We start from the raw sequence: 22,658 nt of genomic DNA on the forward strand, positions 1-22,658 counted from the left end.
TTCTGACTATTTGAATACGAACTTGTTATTCAATTAAATTTTTGTTTGGTGTATGTATAGTATGAAAAAAGAGCATTTGAGTTCAGTATGGTAAAGGAAGCTAGATTTATACTAGTTTTTGATGTCCTCAATTGTTGACACAGGTCAACATTTTGTGAAATGATGCGAGCGGGTCTATGCCTTAGCGGGTATAGAATAGGGAAGAAAAAACTAACAATCACAAGAGAAAGATACACTTAGTGAGTGCAACATCGGTTAACAATAAAATCGCAGTTGTTACTTTCGAGTTAAAGCTTTCTAATTCACTATAAATTGGTTGGGAACTATGTCCAAGGTAAGCAATAGAACAAAAATCGCTACTGCACTTGTTGGCGCGCTTGCATTAGCTAGCAGCAACTTCGTGATTGCAGATCCTCTAAGTGACGTACAAAAAGCAGACGGCAAAATTCATGCTGATGCTGCTGCGTCGCAAAACAAAGTTGATAAGTATTTTGATCAAGCACAAGACATGCTTTTTGAGTATGGCTCAGTTGCTGACGAACGCGAATCTTTAAAATCATACAATGACTATGTTGCCGGATTGGTTGCAGACCAACAGGCGACAATGAAACTTATCCAAGACGATATCGACGGTGTTGATGCTCTTAGACAAGGTGTTGTTCCTTTAATGTTTAAAATGGTAGACGCTTTAGAGCAATTTATCGCTTTAGACTTACCATTTAACAAAGACGCTCGTGAAGCTCGTGTTCAACGCTTAAAAGATACATTAAATAGCGCTGAAGTAACACTTGCTGAAAAGTACCGCTTGATCTTAGATGCGTATAACATTGAACGTGAATATGGTTCTAAGTTAATTGCAGAAACTGGTCAATTACAAATTGATGGTAAAGAAATTCTAGTTGATTTCTTAAACTTCGGTCGTGTAAGCCTATACGCTCAAAGCCAAGACCAAAAGTCAGCTTGGATGTATAACGCAGAAACTAAAGGTTGGGATGTGTTAGAAGATAGCTATCTTCGTAACTTAAGCAAAGCTATTAAACAGGCTCGTGGTCAAGGTGCTCCTGATCTATTCGCCTTACCAATCCCTGCTGCGGAGGCTGCACAATAATGAAAAAGTTTATTACTACAACAATCGTTGCTGCAACTCTGTCACTAACATCAGGTATGGTTAGCGCTGCAGATGCACCAAAAACGATTGAACAACTATTAAAGCAAGTTCAAACAGACCGTGCTAATGCGACTAAAACCAATAAGAAGCGTGAAGCAGAGTTCTTAAATGAGCGTGGCGATAAAGCTGCTCTTCTTAAACGTGAAAAATCAGCGCTTGCAGCTGAAAGACAACGTGGTAAAGATCTAGCGCAAGCATTTACTGATAACGAACGTAAAATCGCACAATTAGAAGAAGATCGTAAGATTGCTTCTGGTGACTTAGGCGAAATGTTCGGTGTTGTTAAAGGTGAAGCAGGTGACTTTGCTGGTAAGTTAGTTGGTTCTAACATTACTGCACAGTTCCCTGGCCGTGATGCATTTATTGCAGAACTTGGTGCTCGTAAAGAACTTCCAAAAATTAATGAGCTAGAACAATTCTGGGAAGCTCAACTTTTTGAAATGGTCGAATCTGGTAAAGTTGTTACTTTCGATGCTGATGTAACAGGTTTAGATGGCGGTGTTACTAATACTACAGTTACTCGTGTTGGTGCATATAACTTACTTGCTGATGGCAAATACGTTGTTTACAACGCTGACCTTGGTCTAATCCAAGAGCTTTCACAGCAACCAGGTAGTGCACAAGTATCAAGTGTTAAGTCATTTACAAGTGCGACTTCTGGCTATGAAAAGCTGTTTGTTGACCCTGCACGTGGTGTGTTACTAAGTGTATTCACTCAAAAAGCGACAATCGAAGAGCGTATTGAAGCGGGTGGACCAATTGGTTACATCATCATCGGTTTACTTGTTCTTGGTGCGCTAATTTCAATTGAGCGTTTAGTTACTCTTTATATTGTTGGTGCTAAAGTTAAAGCTCAACGTAAAGATACTGCAAACCCAGGTAATAACGCATTAGGTCGTGTACTTAAAGTTTATCAAGAAAACAAAGACGTTGATGTTGAAACGCTTGAACTTAAACTTGATGAAGCTATTTTGAAAGAAACGCCAGCTCTAGAAGCACGTATTTCAATCATTAAAGTTCTAGCAGCTATCGCGCCTATGATGGGTCTACTTGGTACAGTAACCGGTATGATTGCAACCTTCCAAACAATTCAATTGTTCGGTACTGGTGATCCACGTCTAATGGCAGGTGGTATCTCTATGGCATTGATGACAACGGTACAAGGTCTTGTTGCTGCACTTCCTCTAATGCTTATGCACGCAGTTGTTATCGCTCGTAGCAAGTCAGTAGTTCAAGTTCTTGAAGAACAAAGCGCTGGTATCATTGCAGAGCACGCTGAGAAGAGGGCTGACTAATGATGCTAATCCTGATGGATGTTTGGGACTCTGTCAGGGGCTTCATGGCCACCGGAGGAGATATCCTCTGGTTGGTAGCGGCAGTGCTATTTCTAATGTGGGTGTTAATGCTTGAGCGTTTTTGGTATATCAATTTAACTGCACCAAAAGAGCATAAAGCGATTATCAACGCATGGAATAATAGAGAGGATTCAACCTCTTGGTATGCACACCGTATCCGTGAAGCTTGGGTGTCCCAAGCTAAGCAAGATATGAATGCTCGTATGCTGCTTATCAAAACATTAGTAGCCATTTGTCCAATGATTGGTCTACTAGGTACCGTAACCGGAATGATAGCAGTGTTCGATGTGATGGCAGTTCATGGTACGAGTAACGCTCGTATGATGGCGGCTGGTATTTCAATGGCAACCATGCCGACAATGGCAGGAATGGTAGCAGCACTATCAGGTGTATTTTTTAGCACTCGATTAGATGCAAAATTGAAAATTAGTCTCGAAAAGCTAAAAGATAGCTTGCCACACCACTAGAGAGAGTATTGAAAATGGCACGTAAAAAGCATTTTAGTGTAGAAGAAGAAGCACAAGTAGATATGACTCCGATGCTCGACATCGTGTTTATCATGTTGATCTTCTTTATTGTGACGACTTCGTTCATTAAGCCATCAGGTCTTGATTATAAGAAACCTGAAGCTTCTACAGCGACACAACAAAAATCTGCAAACATCTTTATTGGTGTGAGTAAGACAGGCGTAATTAAGATGGAAAACCGTCAGGTTGACATCGAGCGTGTAACAGCGAACGTAGAGCGTATGTTAGCTGAAGCACCAGAAGCGGCTGTATTAATCGAAGCAGACCAAGAAGCAGAACATGGCCTTGTAGTTAAGGTTATGGACAACGTAAAGAAAGCGGGTATCGACAAAATCTCGATTTCAGCGGGGAAAGACTAATATGCTGAGAGCAATAGTATCACTCATAGTTGGTGCTGCTGTTACTTTCGCCCTGTTTGTCTTCATGGCCTTCTTGGTCGGTGGCGGCGCTAAACGCGCCGACACTTCAACTGATTCTCCTATTATTGAGATCAGTATGGATAAGCAGGATACGAAAGTGCAGGATAAGCCTAGGGTTAAACCTAAGCCACCAGCACCACCTGAGCAACCACCGAAACCGGATACTACTCCGCCAGATACGTCATCAGATATTGATACGAATATGGCATTTAACATGAGTGGTGTTGTCGCTGGCGGTGCTAGCACAGGTTTTAAACTTGGTAACATGATGACACGTGACGGTGATGCAACACCAATTGTACGTATTGACCCTCAATACCCAATTGCTGCAGCACGTGATGGTAAAGAAGGTTATGTACAACTTTCATTTACCATCAACGAATTAGGTGGCATCGAAGACGTTAAAGTTATTAAAGCAGAACCTAAACGTATTTTTGACCGCGAAGCAGTTCGTGCGTTAAAGAAATGGAAATACAAGCCTAAAATCATTGATGGTAAGGCTATGAAGGTTCCTGGTATGACTGTACAACTTGATTTCACATTGGATAAAGGAGGTAGATAATGCGTAAAGTAAATAAAATCGCTAGTGCGTTGCTACTAACTTTGTGTGGTAGTTCGCTACTCACAGTTTCAACTGCTCAAGCAGCTGAAAAATGTCCAATTGATGAGCGTCAATCTCGTGCAGTTGGTGCTAGTGCTGGTAAGAAAGTTCAAAAAGCTTTCGAAGAATACACAGAAGGACGTTTGGACCAAGCAATTGAAATTTTGCTTGAAGTGAATACCAAAAATGATTTTGATGCAGCGTATATAGGACGAATGATCGGTTCTTTCTATGCTGAAAAAGGTCAAATGGCAACGTCAATCAAGTATTTAAAAACAGCTGTAGATGCTGACATTCTTGGTGGTACAGATCACGCAGCAACATTACGTTTGTATGCTGACTTATTACTACAAGAAAAGAAGTTTAAAGACGCTATTCCTTACTACTACAAGTGGATGGACTTTACTTGTAAAGTCGACCCTGTTGTATACCGTCGTATCGGTATTGCATACAGCGAACTTAAGCAGTGGGATAAAGTACTTGAAGTTGCCGATAAAGGACTTTCTCTAGTAGAGAAGCCTGATAAAGGCCTTTATCAAATGAAATTAACTGCATACTTCAATCAAAAGAAGTATAAAGAAGCGGTAAAGGTACTCGAAATTATGGTACCGCTGTTCCAAGATGATAAACGTCTTTGGGTACAGTTAGCGCAATTTTATTTGATGACTGAAGATTATACCAAGTCATTAGCCACTTATGATTTAGCTTATAAAAATGGTTTTCTAGAGTCTGATGGTAACATTACTCGTCTAGCACAACTTATGTCGCAAAATGGTGCGCCGTATAACGCTGCTAAGCTTTATGAAAAACACATGAAATCGGGAATGATTAAAGAGACTGAAAAGTCGATTAAAATCTTAGCGGGTTTCTACCATAATGCTAAAAACTTCAAGCAAGCAGCCAAATTATATGGTCAAGCTGCTGAGTTATCTGGTGATGCTGAGTTATACCTTAAACAAGGTAAAATTCTTGCTATCGCTGAAGAGCCTAAAGCTGCAATTCCTGTGTTTGAAAAAGCACTTGCAGCAGGTTTGGATGAGCCAGGTGAAGCTGAACTTGAGTTAACTTTAGCCCATTTAAGTTTGAAGCAATATAAGTCTGCTTATAAGCGCGCAAATCGTGCTGCTAAACACAGCAAAACGAAGCGCAGCGCTAACAGCTATATTTCTTATATCAAAGAAAAAGCGCGAATTAACAATATTACTTTGTAATCTGGTTAATTTGAAAAAAGCCCCTTTCAAGGGGCTTTTTTTTTGAGTCGCATTTTTAGGTATAAAGAGAATAGATTGTTATTCTCAGTTACAATTATTTGCTAACTAATAACAACTAATTGCGATACATTGTAAATAATAACTAAAAAGATAAATCATATTTTAAGGCCGCTAAATTTGTGGCTCTGACAGGGATCTGATGATGAAAAAAACATTACTGACCGTTGCTATTGCTTCTTTATTATCGCTTCAAGCATGCAGCGAGCAAACAAGTCCAAACAACTCAAGCACCGCAAGTCTACAAAGCGCGCAACAAAGTAGCCAGACAGCAGCACAAGCATATAATGCTTTAGCGGATGATTACTTTAAAGCACTGTTAGCATTAGAACCTATCTATGCAACCTATGTAGGGGTTAATGATTACAACGCTGAGTTTGGTGGTTCATTAACTGAGGCTTACCTAAAACAACGACATGAACTAAATAGTCAGTTTCTAAAACGAGCAAAATCAATTAATGCAAATGAACTTCCTGCAGATTTACAATTAAGCTTTGATATGTTCATGTATGACCGTCATATGGATCTTGTTGCCGAGTCGTATCCTGAGCATTTTATGCCAATGAATCAGTTTTACAGTACGGTTATCAGCATGATCCAATTGGGCAGTGGTGAAAGTGCCCAGCCTTTTAACACCGTTGAAGATTATAACAACTGGTTAGGTCGTCTTGCAGGTTTTATCAATTGGATAGGCCTGGCTCAAGCAAGAATGGATGAGGGGATCGCCAGTAAAGTTGTGTTACCTAAAGTCTTGGTTGAACGTATTATCCCGCAGTTAGATGCTCAATTGGTTAAAGAGGCTAAGCAAAGCTTATTTTATGCACCAATTAATATCATGCCTGAAGACTTTAGTGAGCAAGATAAGACTCAATTAACAGCAGAGTACAGTAAGCTTATTCAATCTCAGTTAATTCCAGCTTTAACAGATTTAAGAAATTATTTTAAAGATAGTTATCTTTCCTACGCAAGAGCTTCTGATGGTTGGTGGGGATTACCTAATGGTAAAGAGTGGTATCAAACGCTAGCAAATAGTCATACCACCACTAAAATGCCGGTTGATGAAATTCATCAAATTGGTCTTTCAGAAGTAAAACGCATTTTAACTGAAATGGATACAGTACGTGAACAAGTTGGCTTTGAAGGTGATTTAAGCGCTTTCTTCGCATCACTTTCAAGTGATCCAGAATATTTCTTTAGTGAGCGCCAAGGCTTAATTGATGGCTATATGGCACTAAAAGATGACATCAATAAAGAGTTACCTAAATACTTTAACGTGATGCCAAAAGCTGATTATGTTGTTAAACCTGTTGAAAGCTTTAGAGAAAAATCAGCAGCAGGGGCTTCTTATCAATCTCCTGCGGTAGATGGCTCACGTCCTGGTGTGTTTTATATTAATACCTTTAATTTAAAAGCACAGCCTAAGTGGGGCATGACAACGCTTTCTTTACATGAAGCCGCGCCTGGGCATCACTTTCAAATTGCCATTAAACAAGAGTTAACCGGTATTCCTGAGTTCCAACGTTTCCAAGGTTATACTGCATTTGAAGAAGGCTGGGCATTATATGCTGAGTACTTAGGCATCGAAATGGGCTTATTCAGCGATCCTTATCAGTACTTTGGTAAGCTATCTGATGAAATGCTCCGTGCAATGCGGTTGGTGGTTGATACTGGCTTACATGCTAAAGGCTGGAGCCGTGAGCAAGCTATTCAGTATATGAAGGACAACTCGCCAATGGCAGAGTCTGACATTATTGCAGAAGTAGAACGTTATATGGCTATCCCTGGTCAGGCGTTATCTTACAAAATTGGTCAGCTGACTATTTTAAGATTACGTGCTGATGCTGAAGCCCAGCTTAGTGATAAATTTGATCTTAAGGGCTTTCATGATCAAATTTTAACAACCGGTTCGTTACCTATGGCAGTCATGGAGAAAAAAATTGCCCGCTGGATTGAATCCGAATTGGCAAAATAACCAATAACTGATAGTTTAGTAAATGTAATCTGAGTAACAAGGGAGCAATTTATGCTCCCTTTTATTTTTTATAAAAAAATGACTAATTAATGGCATCAATTGCCAAAGGAGCTATAAATGGTACAGGCAACAGCTAGGCATCTTCTTGTGAGTTCTGAAGAACAATGTGAAACGCTTAAGCAGCAAATCATAGCAGGTGCAGACTTCGCTGAAATTGCTAAAGCCCATTCATCATGTCCATCAGGTGCACAAGGTGGAGAACTTGGCTCTTTCGGTCCAGGTATGATGGTTCGTGAGTTTGATGAAGTCGTATTTAGCGCGCCTTTAAATGAAGTACAAGGCCCAGTTAAAACTCAATTTGGTTACCATTTATTAGAAGTAACCAGCAGAGGCTAAACGCCTTATGTTGATTAAGGCAGCTTAGGCTGCCTTTTTTATTGGAGGTCACCACTTAATGATTGCGTTATATACTGACAGATTAAAAATTAGAACCTTAATCAAGGAGGATTGGGACAGTTTTAACCGCCTGTATCAAAATCCTGATGTCATCCAATATATCTGTGAGCCAATGACTGAGTTAGCCATTAAACAGAAATTTAATTCAAGACTTGCACCGTGGGAGTTTGATTTAGGAGAGTGGTTAACGTTAGTGATTGAAGATATTCACACCGGTGCTTTTATTGGTTTTACAGGTTTTCATTGTGATGATGCCTTGCTAAGGCGTGCTGAGGTAGGTTATATCATAGCACCTGAGATGTCCGGTCAAGGTTACGCTACTGAAAGCTTAAACGCAGTTATTGATTGGGGGATCCATCAATTTGGGGTCCACAAGTATATTGGTATCTGTTCAACTAACAATCTCGCTTCAGCCAAGGTAATGACGGCTTGTGGTTTTATTACTGAAGGCTGCTTAAGACAAAATTATAAAATAGGCCCCGATTGGCATGATGAATTTACTTTTGGCCTACTTACTCAAGACACTCGTTAACATTTAAGTAAACAAACACCTCATATAAGCAGCCAATTTAGCCGTTATCAAAATATAATACTCAAAGCACTATTTTCTTTTGGGCTTTTATCACATAATTGACAATACAATTGAAAACCATTCTCGTTTGCACTCGTAAAACATGATCTAGGTAAAGGTTTTGCTTAGTTAGCTCATATAAAATTAGTGTAATTCATATTTATAATCCCAAGGTAACTGCTTTATGAAGCTTAGTGAACTCAATCCCGGCGATAGCGCTAAGATTGCAGAGGTTGGCCAACTCTCTTTACCTCAAACAGTAAAGCGTAAATTACTCTCTATGGGCATCACTCCTCATACGTCATTTAAAATGTTACGCAGAGCGCCGATGGGTTCAGGAGTTGAATTAGATTTACGTGGTAGCCGTTTATGTATGCGCCGTGATTTAGCGGATGTTATTGAGGTAGTAAAAACAAATGACTAAAGAATTTCATTGCGTCACCGTAGGTAATCCTAATGCAGGCAAGTCAACGCTGTTTAATGCATTAACGGGCTCTAATCAGCAGGTGGGTAATTGGTCTGGCGTAACGGTAGAAAAGAAAACCGGTTATTTCACTCTTGATAACACCAATATCCATTTGACGGATTTACCAGGTATTTATGATTTATTACCGGCAGGAAATAGCTGTGACTGTTCTTTAGATGAACAAATCGCCCAGCAATATCTCGCCGAACAAAGAATTGATGGCATCATCAATCTTGTGGACGCAACCAATATCGAACGACATCTTTACCTCACAGTTCAATTAAGAGAGCTGGGTATTCCAATGGTTGTGGTGTTGAATAAAATTGATGCGGCTAAAAAATTAGGTATCGAAGTCAACCTTAAGAAAATGTCTGCAGAGCTTGGTTGCCCTGTTATTGCCGTTTGTTCACGAGAACTAAACGATGTTAAACAGGTTCAAGATCAAGTCTTAAAGTTACTCAAAGGCGAAATTTCAGAGTCTGCTTTAATTCTTAATTATGATGAAAGTATTGAAGCGGGCGTACAAACCCTGCAACAACATGCAAGTGATTTAAGTCGCGGACGCGCACTAGCCATGTTAGGTAACGGCAATGGTTGCGGGCAGTGTAATAACACCAGTTTAAAAGACGTAGTTAATGATTGCACTAAAATTGCTGAACAATCAGGTACAGACGTTGAAGTACTTGTTGCGACTACGCGTTTTGACTTTGTTGAAAAAGTATTTAGCCATTCTGTCGAAGTGGGTGAGTTTGAAAGCACCAGTGACAAGCTCGATAAATTGATTTTACATCCAGCACTCGGTGTTCCGGTGTTTTTGTTAGTGATGTATTTAATGTTCATGTTCAGTATCAATGTTGGTAGCTCGTTTATTGACTTTTTTGATATTACAGCTGGGGCTATTTTTGTCGATCATTTAGGTGCATTGTTAACCACAATTGGTGCTCCAGTATGGTTAGTGACAATTATTGCTGGCGGTATAGGTCAGGGCATTCAAACCGTGGCCACCTTTATACCGGTTATTGCAGCACTATTTCTTGCTTTATCAGTACTTGAAGCATCGGGTTACATGTCTCGTGCTGCATTTGTCGTTGATGGATTAATGAGACGCATTGGTCTACCCGGCAAAGCGTTTGTACCAATGATTGTCGGTTTTGGTTGTTCTGTACCTGCCATTATGGCAACACGCACTTTAGGTAGTGAGCGCGAAAGAATCGTTACCGGCATGATGGCACCCTTTATGTCATGTGGTGCTCGTCTTCCTGTTTATGCTCTATTTGCTGCGGCGTTCTTTCCTGATTCAGGTCAAAACTTAGTATTTTTACTGTATATCATTGGTATTTTTGCTGCTATTGGTACCGGTTTATTACTTCGCAGCACAGTATTGCCAGGTTCAAGCAGCGCGGTAGTGATGGAACTGCCTAGTTATGAAATGCCAAAAGCGAAAGCAGTTTTCTCTCGCACAGTTAAACGTACTAAAAGTTTTATTTTAGGTGCCGGTAAAACCATTGTTATCGTGGTGACGCTACTGAATTTTGTCAATGCAATTGGTACCGATGGTAGTTTCGGCCATGAAGACAGTAACGAGTCAGTACTAAGTGTATTAAGCCAAAAAGTAACACCATTTTTCTCACCAATGGGTGTAGAGCAAGATAACTGGCCTGCAACAGTAGGTATTATCACTGGTATTTTTGCAAAAGAGGCGGTTGTTGGCACATTAAACAGCTTATATGCCACGCCAGCAGGCGAAGATGAAGAGTTAGCGAGTCTGTCTGAAAGTTTTTCTGAGGCATTAAGTACTATCCCTGAAAACTTATTGGGTATTGCCCCTGAAGATCCTTTATCAATTGATGTTGGAAATGTCGAAAATTTAGAAGAAGCCGCTGCAGAGCTTGAAGTTGATAGTTCAACATTCAGTGCACTGCAAGCTGGTTTCACAACCAAAATTGCAGCATTCTCATATTTGCTCTTCATCTTGCTATACACGCCTTGTGTTGCGGCAATGGGCGCATTAGTGAATGAGTTTGGTGCTAAGTGGGCTCGATTTGCTGCGCTATGGACCTTTGCATTAGCTTATGGCAGTGCAACGGTAGTATATCAAGGTGCCAATATTGCTAAGCATCCAGTGCAATCTATCGGGTGGATTTCATTCTTTTCTATTGCGCTAGTGGGCTTTTATTTCTGGCTTAAAAAGCAAGGTAAAAAGAGTCAACAGATTATCCCAGGAATTAAAATCATCACTGAATAAGAGATTTTGTGTTCAAATTAAAACCAGCATTTTACGAAATGCTGGTTTTTTGTTTTTTGAGGGTTATTTTTAGCAAACAGGCATTGTAACTCGCGTAAATCTGTAGGATCATCAAAGGTCATAAATTTCACCATCGTGCACCAAGAGGAACTCCATGAGCCAAGTGGACAACGAAGTACGTCCAAGTAACTTCATTCGTAATATTATTGATGAAGACTTAAAAAGTGGTAAACACACCAGTGTGCAAACCCGTTTTCCGCCAGAGCCAAATGGTTTTTTACACATTGGCCATGCAAAGTCTATTTGTTTAAATTTTGGCATAGCACAAGATTATCAAGGTCAATGTAACTTACGTTTTGATGATACTAACCCTGAAAAGGAAGACATCGATTATGTTCATTCTATTCAGGATGATGTACGTTGGTTAGGTTTTAAATGGTCAGGTGAAGTTCGTTATTCTTCGAATTACTTCGATCAATTACATCAATATGCGGTTGAGCTAATCTCAAAAGGTTTAGCTTATGTGTGCTTCTTAAATGCTGAAGAAACACGCGAGTACCGTGGCACATTAAAAGCACCTGGTAAAAATAGCCCTTACCGTGATACCTCAGTTGAAGAAAACTTGAACCTATTTGAAAAAATGCGTGCAGGTGAATTCAAAGAGGGTGAGTGTGCACTGCGGGCTAAAATCGATATGGCTTCACCATTCATGTGTATGCGTGATCCGGTTATTTACCGTATTCGTTTTGCTCACCATCATCAAACAGGCGATAAGTGGTGCATTTACCCAATGTACGACTTTACTCACTGTATTTCAGATGCGATTGAAAACATCACTCATTCGTTATGTACTTTAGAGTTCCAAGACAACCGTCGTTTGTATGATTGGGTGTTAGATCATTTAGATGATTTTAATCAACCAAACCGTACACGTCAGTATGAATTTTCAAGACTTAACCTTGAATACACCATGATGTCGAAACGTAAATTGAACGATTTAGTAACGCGTGAAATCGTGTCTGGTTGGGATGATCCTCGTATGCCAACTATCGCAGGTTTACGCCGTCGCGGTTATACTCCGGCGTCTATTCGTGAATTCTGCCAACGTATCGGTGTTACAAAGCAAGAAAACCTTATTGAAGGTGGCGTGCTTGATGCGTGTATTCGTGAAGAGCTCAACGAAAATGCACCTCGTGCCATGGCTGTGTTAAGACCGATTAAAGTGGTAATTGAAAACTACCCGTCGGATACACCTGAAATAATTAATGCCCCAATGCATCCGAATAAACCTGAAATGGGTACCCGCGAAATTGCATTTGGTAAAGAGTTATTCATCGATGCCGAAGACTTTAAAGAGTCTGCTAATAAGCATTTTAAGCGTTTAGTACTTGGTAAAGAAGTTCGTTTACGTAATGCTTATGTGATTAAAGCTGAACGTTTTGATCAAGATGAAGACGGTAATGTCACCACTGTTTATTGTACTTACGACAATGAAACATTGGGTAAGAACCCAAGTGATGGCCGCAAAGTTAAAGGTGTTATTCATTGGGTTGAAGCGACAACGGCCAAACCAGCTGAATTTCGTTTATACCACCGTTTATTTACTGAAGCGTCTCCAGCAGCTTTTGAAACCTTAGACGAAGTGTTAAGCGATGACTCTTTAACTGTGCTTAAGGGTGTCGCTGAAGCAAGCTTAGCCAATGCAGTGGCAGAAAAAGCGTACCAGTTTGAACGTGAAGGTTACTTCTGCGCTGATAACAAGGATTCATCAAAAGAGGCTTTAGTGTTTAACTTAACTGTGGCACTACGTGATTCTTTTGCTTAAAGTTTACCTGTAGCTTTTACTGGGGGTAGTTTATCCCTAAGTCAGTTAATAAAAATGCCAGAACAATATTGTTCTGGCATTTTTTTGGTTAATCATCAGTAGAACTTGCTTGGTTATTTGCGGAAATTAAGTGTATTGGCGCACCATCACTTAAATAGGCGGCGTCCACTTGATCAAGTTTGTTGTAACGGATCATCTGCTGGATACTATCAATATAGGCTTGGCCACGTTCGGAATATTTATCTAATGTGGTGACTAATTTAAGGCCTGTAATCGGTTTTTTCTCATAACGTAATTGCTGTCTCATTTGTCTCAGTTTAAGGTAGGCTGCATGGGTATTGATATTTAGCATATAGCCCTCAACGGATGCTTGCGGAGTATTAAATCGTGCTAAACCGTAATTGCCTAACTCTGTTCTTTGCTTTTTAGGAGCCATGCCGTTGCCACTGAAATCCCACTGGCCAAAAAAGGCGTTACCTTCAACGGTAAATCGCGATGTCGCCCAGCCGCTTTCTTCAGCCGCTTGGGCTAGCACTAATGACGGCGGCATGATGTCTACGCGCTTAAGCAGTTGTTTTCGCAAATCTTGAGTTAATGGTGTTTGCTTATCGGGGATGACCTTGTATTTTGTTGCGATATCAATAAGCTTGTTATCGGTTAGCTCAGCCTGTTTCACCCATTTTCGCTCTAAAATAATATTTTCATTACTGAGTAATATTAATGGCGCCATTAATCTGAAAAAAACCATTTTCTTAACCTGTACAGGGATCTCATTTGAGGTTTTTTGCCAATTCTCACTCACGCTATCAAAGGTTAATCGAGGTACTTCCCTTACACCGGCATCCCAGCTTTGTTTGTTGTAATTTAACGAGTCGAATAATTCAATTAATTGATCGAGCGAGTTTAAAATAATCTCTGTTGAGGCCTTGGTTTGCGGTTTTTTAGTTGTGAGTTTGTTGTTTGCGGCATCTATATATTGATGATTAACATCTGGCTCAATTGTTGCTGTTGGAGATTTAGTCGCGTTTGTACCAGTAGTATCAGTCTCATTTTCTGTAGTGGATGACTTAACCCAGTAGTTGATGGCAAATAAACCCGCTAGAAGCAGCAATACAAAAAGGATTTTTTGATAGGTATTTTGGGTCATATATCACCTTAGTTCAAACTCACTTTATGGGCCGAGCCATAACAAAAAAGGCGCGAAAGCGCCTTTTAAATATAGTACAAAAACATTTACTGCATCATAGGTCCTAAGCCTAAGCTCCATAATATAACGCTAGTGCCCATTAATCCGACCAATAGCACTAAACCTGCAGTAACGACTGAACTTGCGTAAATAAAGCCTTTTTCTTCAGGGATATTCATAATGATGGGGACACCAGCATAAAGTAGATATACTGAGTAGGCTAAGCCTGCAAGGCCCACTAACATCATAAACCATAACACAGGGTATAGCGCTGATATGCCAACCATAAATAATGGTGTAGCGGTATAGGCGGCTAACTCAAGTGCTTGAGTGAAGGTTGGTGCGGCATCAAAGGTTTTTGCCATCCAATAAGATAAATATGCCAGTGCAAATACGCCAGCAATGAGGCCAAAGTACATACCCACTGACATGAACATGGCGCTTTGTGGAGTGAGAAATAGTAGCTCGCCGTTAGCAGGATGCCAGCCTATATAAGCGGTTGCTACAAAACTGCACACAGCAGGGATTAAGGCGATAAGTAAGATATGACTAAGGCTGCTTTTAACTGCCTCGTGATTACGTTCAATTGTTTGCCACTCTTGTTTCGGATGAGTGTATAGCCCCATTAGGTGATTCAATATCATTGTTATTATCCTTGTTTAGCATTTCATACATAGCTCGCCAAACTTCAGACGAACTGATCATAGCCCCATATATCAATCGCCTTAATCAGTCCTACACATACTTAATGCACTCGTTACTAGTGAGCCGTTTAAGTAATAACTTCATCCCTATCGAAGCTTATCCATTAAAGGTGATTGAAATACAACTTAAGCAACTATTGTTACGCAGATGTATAGACTATTTATTGAACATTAGCGGCCATTCGTCAAGTGCTATTGTTGTTTTATCAGTATAAAAAGCTAATAAGCTCATCAGAAGTTAGCTCATGCAGTATTTTTCTCTTTAGATTGTCGATTTATATGTAAATATTCGACGTTAATGTAACTTAGTTGATGATTGTTAAATATCTATTTGCTGCTTAATGCAATCTTAGAATATGCAGATGGGTTGTCGTATCTGTTTCATTTTTTTAATACAATGGCGGCACATAAAATATTTAGTGGTACTTCAATGATGTATGAGCAGGGTTTACTTGAGCCGATTTACTCTTTTTTGAATTGTGAAACACCTGATAAGTGGATTGAAATGGCCAGCAAGCCTGAAAACTTATCCATCATTCTTCGTGATCATATGATTTGTGAGTTAAAAGCCGCCCAAAGCGCGATGTTTTTAATTAGGAAATACGCGGTTGATAAACCCAGTGCTGAGCAGTTATCCCAATGGATAAAGCCATACGAAGAGTTTGCCTATAAAAAGGTCGGCGATTTAGCCTCTCTTAAAGGAAAAAGTAACGTCAGCAAACAAATCACAGTGCGTGAAGGCTGTGTTTATGGTCAAGAGTTAGTTGATAAAATGGTATTGCTGATCAAAGAAGAATTACATCATTTCTATCAAGTAATGGAGTTGATGGAAAAAAAACAGGTACAGTATGAGCTAATAGAGGCCGGACGTTATGCCAAAGGCTTACTGAAACATGTTAAAACCTTCGAGCCAGATGCATTAGTCGATAAGTTAATTATTGGTGCACTAATTGAGGCCAGATCTTGTGAACGTTTTGCCAAACTTGCCCCGCATCTGGATGAAGAATTAAGTAAATTCTACGTATCGCTACTTCGCTCTGAAGCTCGTCACTACCAAGATTACCTGACGTTGGCCGAGGTAGTATCGGATAAAGATATTAGTGACAGAGTAAGGTTTTTGACCGAGGTTGAAGCTGAGCTTATTTTAACCCCTGATACCGATTTTAAATTCCACAGTGGTTTACCCAATTAACACTATATCCTTGCGGTATTTGAAGTCCTCAAGTTAGCAAGGGCAGTTGTTCAAGATTGGCAGTGTATTGGTCGACAATCAGTATGCTGCCTTGCTCGTACCAGTCACCAACCACAATGCGCTGCTTGTTATCGGCTAATTGATGTATTGCCGGACGATGGGTATGGCCATGGATCATTCTTTGGCAGTTGGTTTTTAGCAGTAGGCTGTCAACGGCTGATTGCTCAACATCCATAATGGTATAGCTTTTTTGTTGATTGCTTTTTTGACTTTTTTTGCGAATATCAGCAGCGATGTTCTGTCGCGTTGATTTAGGCAAGTTACGGTAAATCCATTTCACGAATGATGAATTTCTGAAGCTTCTAAATCTTTGATAAGCCTTATCGAGCGTGCAAAGGCTATCACCATGCAAGACTACTGTTTTTATCCCATACAAATCTAACTCGACAACTTCTGGGAGTATGATCATTCCAGCTTTACGAGCAAATGATTTGCCAATCATAAAATCTCGATTACCGTGGATAAAATAAATAGGGATGCTTGTGGCGACACGTTTTAGATGGGTGGCTATTTCGTCAGTAAAGGGCTCGGCAATATCATCACTGGTCCAGACTTCAAACAAGTCACCGATGATATAAATCGCTTCAACATCAGAAAGATCTGAGTTGAGGTAGCGAATAAAAGCTTGGCTAATATCTGGGCGGTCTGCACTTAAGTGCAAATCGCCCATAAAAACAGTCTGCATTAATGATTATTCAGCAATGCTTGCACTGTTAATGATAACAGCTTCTAGTGGTACGTCTTGATGCATGCCACGGTTACCTGTGCTAACAGTTTTGATTTTCTCTACAATATCAAAACCTTCAACAACTTCAGCGAATACACAATAGCCCCAGCCTTGAGATGTTTCGGCTTTAAAGTCTAAGAAAGTGTTGTCATTCACATTGATAAAAAACTGTGATGTTGCTGAATGCGGATCAGATGTACGCGCCATCGCTAAGGTACCGACTTTGTTTGATAAGCCGTTGTTCGCTTCATTTTTAACTGCAGCATGAGGGGTTTTCTGAACCATATCTTCAGTAAAGCCACCACCTTGTACCATGAAACCATCAATCACACGGTGAAAAATAGTACCGTCGTAGAAACCTTCTTTTACGTACTTAATGAAGCTTTCAACAGTTAAAGGTGCTTTTTCAGCATTTAAAGCGATTTTGATGTCGCCCATATTTGTGTGCAAAGTGATCATATTTAATTACCTAGATAAAAATTGTTGCGCGATTCTAACTTATCTTACGTGAGGCTTAAAGTGCAGTGTTCAAAACAGTGTTGCTCATGGTAGACTTTGTGGCAATTAAATTGAGTTTTATTAAGAGTAAAAGAGAACCATCGATGTTGAAAATTTACAATAGTATGAGTCGTGAAAAGCAAGAGTTTAAACCGATTAACCCTGGCAAGATTGACATGTATGTATGTGGGATCACCATATATGATTTATGTCACATTGGTCATGGTCGTACTTTTGTGTCTTTCGATATGATAGTTCGCTACTTACGTTATAGTGGCTATGCGGTGAACTACTTACGTAACATCACCGATGTCGACGATAAAATCATTAAACGCGCCGCTGAAAATAACGAAAGTTGTGACTCACTCACTGAGCGTTTGATTGGTGAGATGCACAATGATTTTGATTCATTAAATATGCTACGCCCAGATTTCGAACCAAGAGCGACCCTGCATATTGATGAGATCATCGAAATGGTGCAGACACTCATCGCTAAAGAGCATGCTTATGTTGCTGACAATGGCGATGTGCTCTTTAGTGTGGCTTCATTTGCGGAATATGGCCGCTTATCAGGACAAAACCTTGAACAGCTTCAAGCTGGCGCGCGCGTTGAAGTGGAAGCTGCTAAACGTAATCCTATGGATTTTGTTTTGTGGAAAATGTCAAAACCTGGCGAACCAACGTGGGAGTCTCCATGGGGGCCTGGTCGTCCTGGCTGGCACATTGAATGTTCTGCAATGAATGGCAAACACTTAGGTGAAAACTTTGATATTCATGGCGGCGGTAGCGATTTACAGTTCCCACATCATGAAAACGAAATTGCGCAGTCTTGCTGTGCTCATGGCTCAAAGTATGTCAACTACTGGATGCATACTGGCATGGTGATGGTTGATAAAGAAAAAATGTCTAAATCACTGGGCAACTTCTTCACAATCAGAGATGTGTTAGAACATTACGATCCAGAAACAGTACGTTACTTCTTATTATCGGGTCACTATCGTAGCCAGCTAAATTATTCTGAAGATAATTTAAAGCAAGCTAAGTCGGCTTTAGAACGTATTTATACTTCGCTAAAAGGCTTAGATTTATCAGTTTCTCCAGCAGCTGCACCTGAGTATGTCGGTAAATTTAAACTGGCGATGGATGATGATTTTAATACACCAGAAGCCTACTCGGTTATCTTTGATATGGTACGTGAGATTAACCGTCTTAAATCAGTTGATATGGCGCAAGCCAGCGCCTTAGGTGTTAGCCTTAAGCAATTAACAGACGTGCTAGGCATTATCAGCAACGATGTTGATGTTTATTTCCAAGGCGAGGGCAGTGATGATGAAGTCGCTGAAATTGAGGCCTTGATCGTTGAACGTAATCGCGCCCGCGCTGAAAAAGATTGGCCTGCTGCAGATATCGCTAGAGATAGACTAAATGCCCTTGGGGTTATTCTGGAAGATGGCGAAAATGGTGTAACAACTTGGCGTAAAAAGTAACGTCTAAGTTTAATCCGCCATAAAAAAGCCTGCATTAGCAGGCTTTTTTAGTTAATACAATTATTAACTCTGATTAAACAAAGGTTTAGTCGTGGTAAGTCTCAGCAGCATATAAGGTATTTTCTAGTAAGCTGGCAATTGTCATCGGACCTACACCACCGGGTACTGGGGTAATGAATGCCGCTTTCTCAGCAGCAAGGTCAAATTCTACATCACCCACTAAGCGGCCATTGTCTAAGCGGTTAATGCCCACATCGATAACAATCGCACCAGGTTTAATCCAATCACCAGCAATAAAACCAGGTTTACCTACTGCAACAATCAACAAGTCAGCTTGGCGTACCTTTTGTTCAAGGTTTTTAGTAAAGCGATGACAGGTGGTCGTAGTACAGCCTGCAAGTAGTAGCTCCAATGTCATTGGTCTACCGACAATATTAGACGCGCCAACAATCGTTGCATCAAGACCATATGTATCTACACCCGTTGAGTTGATCAAGGTCATAATGCCTTTTGGCGTACATGAACGCAGCACTGGGATGCGCTGAGCAAGTCGGCCGACATTATAAGGGTGGAAACCATCAACATCTTTATCAGGGCGAATTTGCTCAATGACTTTAGATTCTTCAATGTGTGCAGGTAATGGCAGTTGCACTAAAATGCCATCAATTTTAGGGTCATCATTGCATTGATCAATTAAGGCTAACAATTCTGCTTCAGTGGCCGTGGTCTCTAAATCATATGAATAAGATTGAAAGCCGACTTCTTCACACGCGCGGCGCTTACTTCCTACATAGACTTGTGACGCAGCATCTGCACCAACTAAGATGACCGCTAAGCCAGGAATTCTTTTACCTGCTTCTTTACGGGCAAGTACTTTTTCTTTTAAAGTGATTCGAATAGATTGAGCGATCGCTTTGCCATCAATATTTTGGGCAGTCATGGGGGTATAGTTTCCTTTATGGCGCGATAATAAGACGAAATTAACGAAGCGTATTCTATCAGTCAGCTAAAGTCATGTCATGAATATTGCCTTAGTGATTTTTTAAAAACAGAATTTTTTGTTTGTTAAAACAGCAGCTGAACAAGTTTGTCAAAAAAATCGTTGACGATAGGAAAGTGACTCGTTAATATGCGCTCCGTTCTCACAGCGAAGGTGTTTAAAGAAAATAAACATTGTAGCATTGAACATCTCGGTGATTAGCGCAGCCCGGTAGCGCATCTCGTTTGGGACGAGAGGGTCAGAGGTTCGAATCCTCTATCACCGACCAAATTTATTTATTTGTAAAGCTTCGGTTTTATGAATAAGCTGTAAAAAGATAAGTTGTTAACCAAAGCAACTTATCACGTTAGTAGGATATACAGATTTATCTGTAAACCATGCGCCCGTAGCTCAGTTGGATAGAGCACCCGCCTTCTAAGCGGGTGGTCGCAGGTTCGAATCCTGCCGGGCGTACCAAATTATGGTGATTGTAGCTCAGTTGGTAGAGCCCCGGATTGTGATTCCGGTTGTCGTGGGTTCGAGCCCCATCAGTCACCCCAAATTTTGCATTGATAATGCACAGTTGTAGAAAAAGCGACCTAAGGTCGCTTTTTTTATGTCTAAAATCCCCATTTAACCGCGTTTTCAGACTCGACTCGGCAGTAAACGGTCGCTATAATGTCGCGTCTTGATAAATATCTAATACGGATTACTACGGGTAACAGCGCTTAAACGCTGCTGTATCACTACTTTTATTAGTAAACATTAATCATCAAGAAATGAATATTTAATAGTTGAGTTTTCGACTATTACAAAGGACGTCAGACATATTTCGAGGTAAAACAATGCAAGTTTCTGTTGAAACAACTCAAGGCCTAGAACGTCGCCTAACAATTTCTGTACCTGCTGAGCAAATTGAGAAATTAGTTAAAGACAATTTATTACGTGAAGCGAAGCGTGCAAAGATCTCTGGTTTCCGTCCAGGTAAAGTACCAGTATCAGTAATCAACCAACGTTACGGTAAAGCTATCCGTCAAGATGTGACCGGTGAAGTTATGCAACGCAACTTCATTGAAGCTATCATGGCAGAAAAACTAAACCCAGCTGGCGCACCAGTATTTGCTCCTAGTAAAGCAGAAGGCGAGAACTTCGAGTTCGTTGCTACTTTTGAAATCTACCCAGAAGTTGAATTAACTGGTTTAGATGCAATCGCTGTTGAACAACCACAAGCTGAAGTTAATGACGCTGACGTTGACACCATGATTGAAACGCTTCGCAAGCAACACGCTACTTTCGCTGTAGTTGAAACTGCTGCTGAAGAAGGCAACAAAGTTAAAATGAACTTTGTTGGTTCAGTTGAAGGTGAAGAATTTGAAGGTGGCAAAGCTGACGATTTCGAACTTGAGCTTGGTAGCAACCGTATGATTCCAGGTTTTGAAACTGGCATCATTGGTCATAAAGCCGGTGAAGAATTTGAAGTTGAAGTCACTTTCCCTGAAGATTACCACGCTGAAAACTTAAAAGGTAAAGCGGCTAATTTCGTTATTACTCTTACCGAAGTTCAAGCTGCAGAATTACCAGAAGTGAATGACGAGTTCGCTTCATTATTCGGTATTGCTGAAGGTGGCCTAGAAGCCCTTAAAGCTGAAATCCGTAAAAACATGACTCGTGAACTTGATCAAGCGCTTAAAGCGAATGTTAAAGAGCAAGTTATCGAAGGCTTATTAGCTGCTAACGACATCACTATCCCTAAAGCACTTGTAGACGGTGAAGTGAATGTTCTTCGTCAACAAGCTATGCAACGTTTTGGTGGTCAAGCTGAAAACATGCCTGAGCTTCCAGCTGATCTATTCACTGAGCAAGCTGAGCGTCGCGTTAAAGTTGGTCTATTATTAGGCGAAGTAATCAAAACGAATGAACTTCAAGCTGAAGATGAGCGCGTTCAAGGTTTAATCGCTTCAATGGCTTCTGCTTACGAAGATCCAACTGAAGTTGTTGAATACTACAATGGCAACAAAGAGCTTATGCAGAACATGCGTAACGTAGCTCTTGAAGAGCAAGCTGTTGAAGTGCTATTAAAATCAGCAAAAGTAACTCTAAAAGAAGTTGCTTTTGAAGAATTTATGAACAAGGCAACAGGTAAAGCGTAACCTTCGCTTGACTTGATTGGCGGTTCGCCATTTATAATGGCTCGTATGAGGTTCTCATACGAGCCATTTTTATTTTAGGGAAAGTATAAAATGCATAAAGCGCCAGAATCTGTACTCAATGCTCTCGTACCTATGGTTGTTGAACAAACAGCAAAAGGTGAGCGTTCATATGATATTTACTCTCGTTTATTAAAAGAGCGTGTAATTTTCTTGGTTGGCCAGGTTGAAGAACACATGGCTAATTTGATCGTGGCGCAATTATTGTTCCTAGAATCAGAAAGCCCAGACAAAGATATTTCAATTTACATTAACTCGCCAGGAGGCTCAGTAACAGCCGGCATGGCGATTTATGACACCATGCAGTTTATCAAGCCAAATGTCAGTACAGTATGTATTGGTCAAGCAGCAAGCATGGGCGCTTTTTTACTTGCTGGTGGCGCAAAAGGCAAACGTCATTGTTTACCTAATTCTCGCGTGATGATCCACCAACCATTAGGCGGTTTCCAAGGTCAGGCTTCAGATATTGCAATTCATGCTCAAGAAATTCTTGGCATTAAGAACAAATTGAACCAAATGTTGGCGGAACATACCGGTCAACCAATGGAAATCATTGAACGTGATACTGACCGTGATAACTTCATGAGTGCTCAAGAAGCAGCCGATTATGGTTTAGTTGATTCAGTTTTTGAAAAGCGTAGCTGATCTTTACGCCTGAGTGCGCTATTCTTTGAAGAATAGAGTATTAAAATATAAGACTGTGTTTGTGCATTTAAACAGTACAGATGGTTTTCTACAGACAGTG

21 protein-coding genes and 3 tRNA genes are annotated in these 22,658 nt (G+C 40.4%); 19 read left to right on the forward strand and 5 right to left on the reverse strand.

The window, feature by feature from the left end; translation table 11 throughout:
* The first annotated feature begins 325 nt into the window (after positions 1-325).
* From BCU57_RS03715 to glnS, 12 genes are all read left to right on the forward strand, one after another.
* Positions 326-1,108, forward strand: a complete 783-nt coding sequence (locus BCU57_RS03715) for a DUF3450 domain-containing protein (protein ID WP_102436074.1) — start codon at positions 326-328, stop codon at positions 1,106-1,108.
* On the forward strand, positions 1,108-2,463 hold the full coding sequence (locus BCU57_RS03720) for a MotA/TolQ/ExbB proton channel family protein (RefSeq protein ID WP_102436071.1): 1,356 nt from the start codon (positions 1,108-1,110) through the stop codon (positions 2,461-2,463). The genes BCU57_RS03715 and BCU57_RS03720 overlap by 1 nt, the downstream gene beginning before the upstream one ends.
* Complete coding sequence (locus BCU57_RS03725) at positions 2,463-2,990, forward strand: MotA/TolQ/ExbB proton channel family protein (protein ID WP_076537019.1); 528 nt, start codon at positions 2,463-2,465, stop codon at positions 2,988-2,990. Before BCU57_RS03720 ends, BCU57_RS03725 begins: the two co-directional genes overlap by 1 nt.
* 14 nt (positions 2,991-3,004) lie before the next feature.
* Complete coding sequence (locus BCU57_RS03730) at positions 3,005-3,409, forward strand: ExbD/TolR family protein (protein ID WP_076537018.1); 405 nt, start codon at positions 3,005-3,007, stop codon at positions 3,407-3,409.
* 1 nt (position 3,410) lies between these two features.
* Positions 3,411-4,031: an energy transducer TonB gene (locus BCU57_RS03735; RefSeq protein ID WP_076537016.1), complete on the forward strand. Its 621-nt coding sequence runs from the start codon at positions 3,411-3,413 to the stop codon at positions 4,029-4,031.
* A complete protein-coding gene (locus tag BCU57_RS03740) occupies positions 4,031-5,281 on the forward strand; it encodes a tetratricopeptide repeat protein (protein WP_102436069.1) in 1,251 nt (416 codons plus the stop codon). Before BCU57_RS03735 ends, BCU57_RS03740 begins: the two co-directional genes overlap by 1 nt.
* A gap of 202 nt (positions 5,282-5,483) precedes the next feature.
* A complete protein-coding gene (locus BCU57_RS03745) occupies positions 5,484-7,310 on the forward strand; it encodes a DUF885 domain-containing protein (protein WP_102440507.1) in 1,827 nt (608 codons plus the stop codon).
* A gap of 117 nt (positions 7,311-7,427) precedes the next feature.
* The gene (locus BCU57_RS03750; RefSeq protein ID WP_076537011.1) at positions 7,428-7,706 is read left to right on the forward strand and encodes a peptidylprolyl isomerase; all 279 of its coding nucleotides are present in this window, start codon (positions 7,428-7,430) and stop codon (positions 7,704-7,706) included.
* Positions 7,707-7,764: 58 nt separating this feature from the next.
* Entirely contained in the window at positions 7,765-8,298 is a 534-nt protein-coding gene (locus BCU57_RS03755) for a GNAT family N-acetyltransferase (RefSeq protein ID WP_102440508.1), read from the forward strand.
* Positions 8,299-8,521: 223 nt separating this feature from the next.
* Entirely contained in the window at positions 8,522-8,761 is a 240-nt protein-coding gene (locus BCU57_RS03760) for a FeoA family protein (protein WP_076537007.1), read from the forward strand.
* Positions 8,754-11,048: a Fe(2+) transporter permease subunit FeoB gene (gene feoB / locus BCU57_RS03765; protein WP_102440509.1), complete on the forward strand. Its 2,295-nt coding sequence runs from the start codon at positions 8,754-8,756 to the stop codon at positions 11,046-11,048. The genes BCU57_RS03760 and feoB overlap by 8 nt, the downstream gene beginning before the upstream one ends.
* 154 nt (positions 11,049-11,202) lie before the next feature.
* Positions 11,203-12,873, forward strand: a complete 1,671-nt coding sequence (gene glnS / locus BCU57_RS03770) for a glutamine--tRNA ligase (protein ID WP_102440510.1) — start codon at positions 11,203-11,205, stop codon at positions 12,871-12,873.
* Between the two features lie 88 nt (positions 12,874-12,961).
* Here glnS and BCU57_RS03775 read toward each other — a convergent pair whose 3' ends face one another.
* Positions 12,962-14,020 (reverse strand): glucosaminidase domain-containing protein, encoded by a 1,059-nt coding sequence (locus tag BCU57_RS03775; RefSeq protein ID WP_102440511.1) that lies wholly within the window; start codon positions 14,018-14,020, stop codon positions 12,962-12,964.
* Positions 14,021-14,106: 86 nt separating this feature from the next.
* A complete protein-coding gene (locus tag BCU57_RS03780) occupies positions 14,107-14,703 on the reverse strand; it encodes a Yip1 family protein (RefSeq protein WP_102440512.1) in 597 nt (198 codons plus the stop codon).
* 493 nt (positions 14,704-15,196) lie between these two features.
* On the opposite strand from BCU57_RS03780, the gene miaE reads away from it, so the two are divergent.
* Complete coding sequence (miaE, locus tag BCU57_RS03785; RefSeq protein ID WP_102440573.1) at positions 15,197-15,955, forward strand: tRNA isopentenyl-2-thiomethyl-A-37 hydroxylase MiaE; 759 nt, start codon at positions 15,197-15,199, stop codon at positions 15,953-15,955.
* Between the two features lie 28 nt (positions 15,956-15,983).
* Here miaE and BCU57_RS03790 read toward each other — a convergent pair whose 3' ends face one another.
* Entirely contained in the window at positions 15,984-16,700 is a 717-nt protein-coding gene (locus tag BCU57_RS03790; RefSeq protein ID WP_102440513.1) for a UDP-2,3-diacylglucosamine diphosphatase, read from the reverse strand.
* 6 nt (positions 16,701-16,706) lie between these two features.
* Positions 16,707-17,201 carry a peptidylprolyl isomerase gene (locus BCU57_RS03795; protein ID WP_102440514.1) on the reverse strand — a complete coding sequence of 165 codons (495 nt, stop codon included), beginning with the start codon at positions 17,199-17,201 and terminating at the stop codon, positions 16,707-16,709.
* 143 nt (positions 17,202-17,344) lie between these two features.
* Between BCU57_RS03795 and cysS the strand changes: the two genes are divergently transcribed.
* On the forward strand, positions 17,345-18,727 hold the full coding sequence (cysS, locus tag BCU57_RS03800; protein ID WP_102440515.1) for a cysteine--tRNA ligase: 1,383 nt from the start codon (positions 17,345-17,347) through the stop codon (positions 18,725-18,727).
* A gap of 85 nt (positions 18,728-18,812) precedes the next feature.
* Here the strand turns inward: cysS and folD are convergent, their stop codons facing one another.
* Positions 18,813-19,667, reverse strand: a complete 855-nt coding sequence (gene folD / locus BCU57_RS03805; protein WP_102440516.1) for a bifunctional methylenetetrahydrofolate dehydrogenase/methenyltetrahydrofolate cyclohydrolase FolD — start codon at positions 19,665-19,667, stop codon at positions 18,813-18,815.
* Between the two features lie 251 nt (positions 19,668-19,918).
* On the opposite strand from folD, the gene BCU57_RS03810 reads away from it, so the two are divergent.
* The 5 genes from BCU57_RS03810 (at position 19,919) to clpP (ending at position 22,558) form a co-directional block, all read left to right on the forward strand.
* Positions 19,919-19,995: transfer RNA gene (locus BCU57_RS03810), tRNA-Pro, on the forward strand.
* Between the two features lie 111 nt (positions 19,996-20,106).
* Positions 20,107-20,183, forward strand: a tRNA-Arg gene (locus tag BCU57_RS03815).
* 7 nt (positions 20,184-20,190) lie between these two features.
* Positions 20,191-20,266, forward strand: a tRNA-His gene (locus tag BCU57_RS03820).
* 285 nt (positions 20,267-20,551) lie between these two features.
* On the forward strand, positions 20,552-21,856 hold the full coding sequence (tig, locus tag BCU57_RS03825; RefSeq protein WP_102440517.1) for a trigger factor: 1,305 nt from the start codon (positions 20,552-20,554) through the stop codon (positions 21,854-21,856).
* Between the two features lie 90 nt (positions 21,857-21,946).
* Positions 21,947-22,558 (forward strand): ATP-dependent Clp endopeptidase proteolytic subunit ClpP, encoded by a 612-nt coding sequence (clpP, locus tag BCU57_RS03830; protein WP_076536986.1) that lies wholly within the window; start codon positions 21,947-21,949, stop codon positions 22,556-22,558.
* Positions 22,559-22,658: the final 100 nt, after the last annotated feature.

The organism is Shewanella sp. 10N.286.48.B5 (assembly GCF_002874355.2).
In the GTDB taxonomy this organism is placed as follows: Bacteria; Pseudomonadota; Gammaproteobacteria; order Enterobacterales; family Shewanellaceae; genus Shewanella.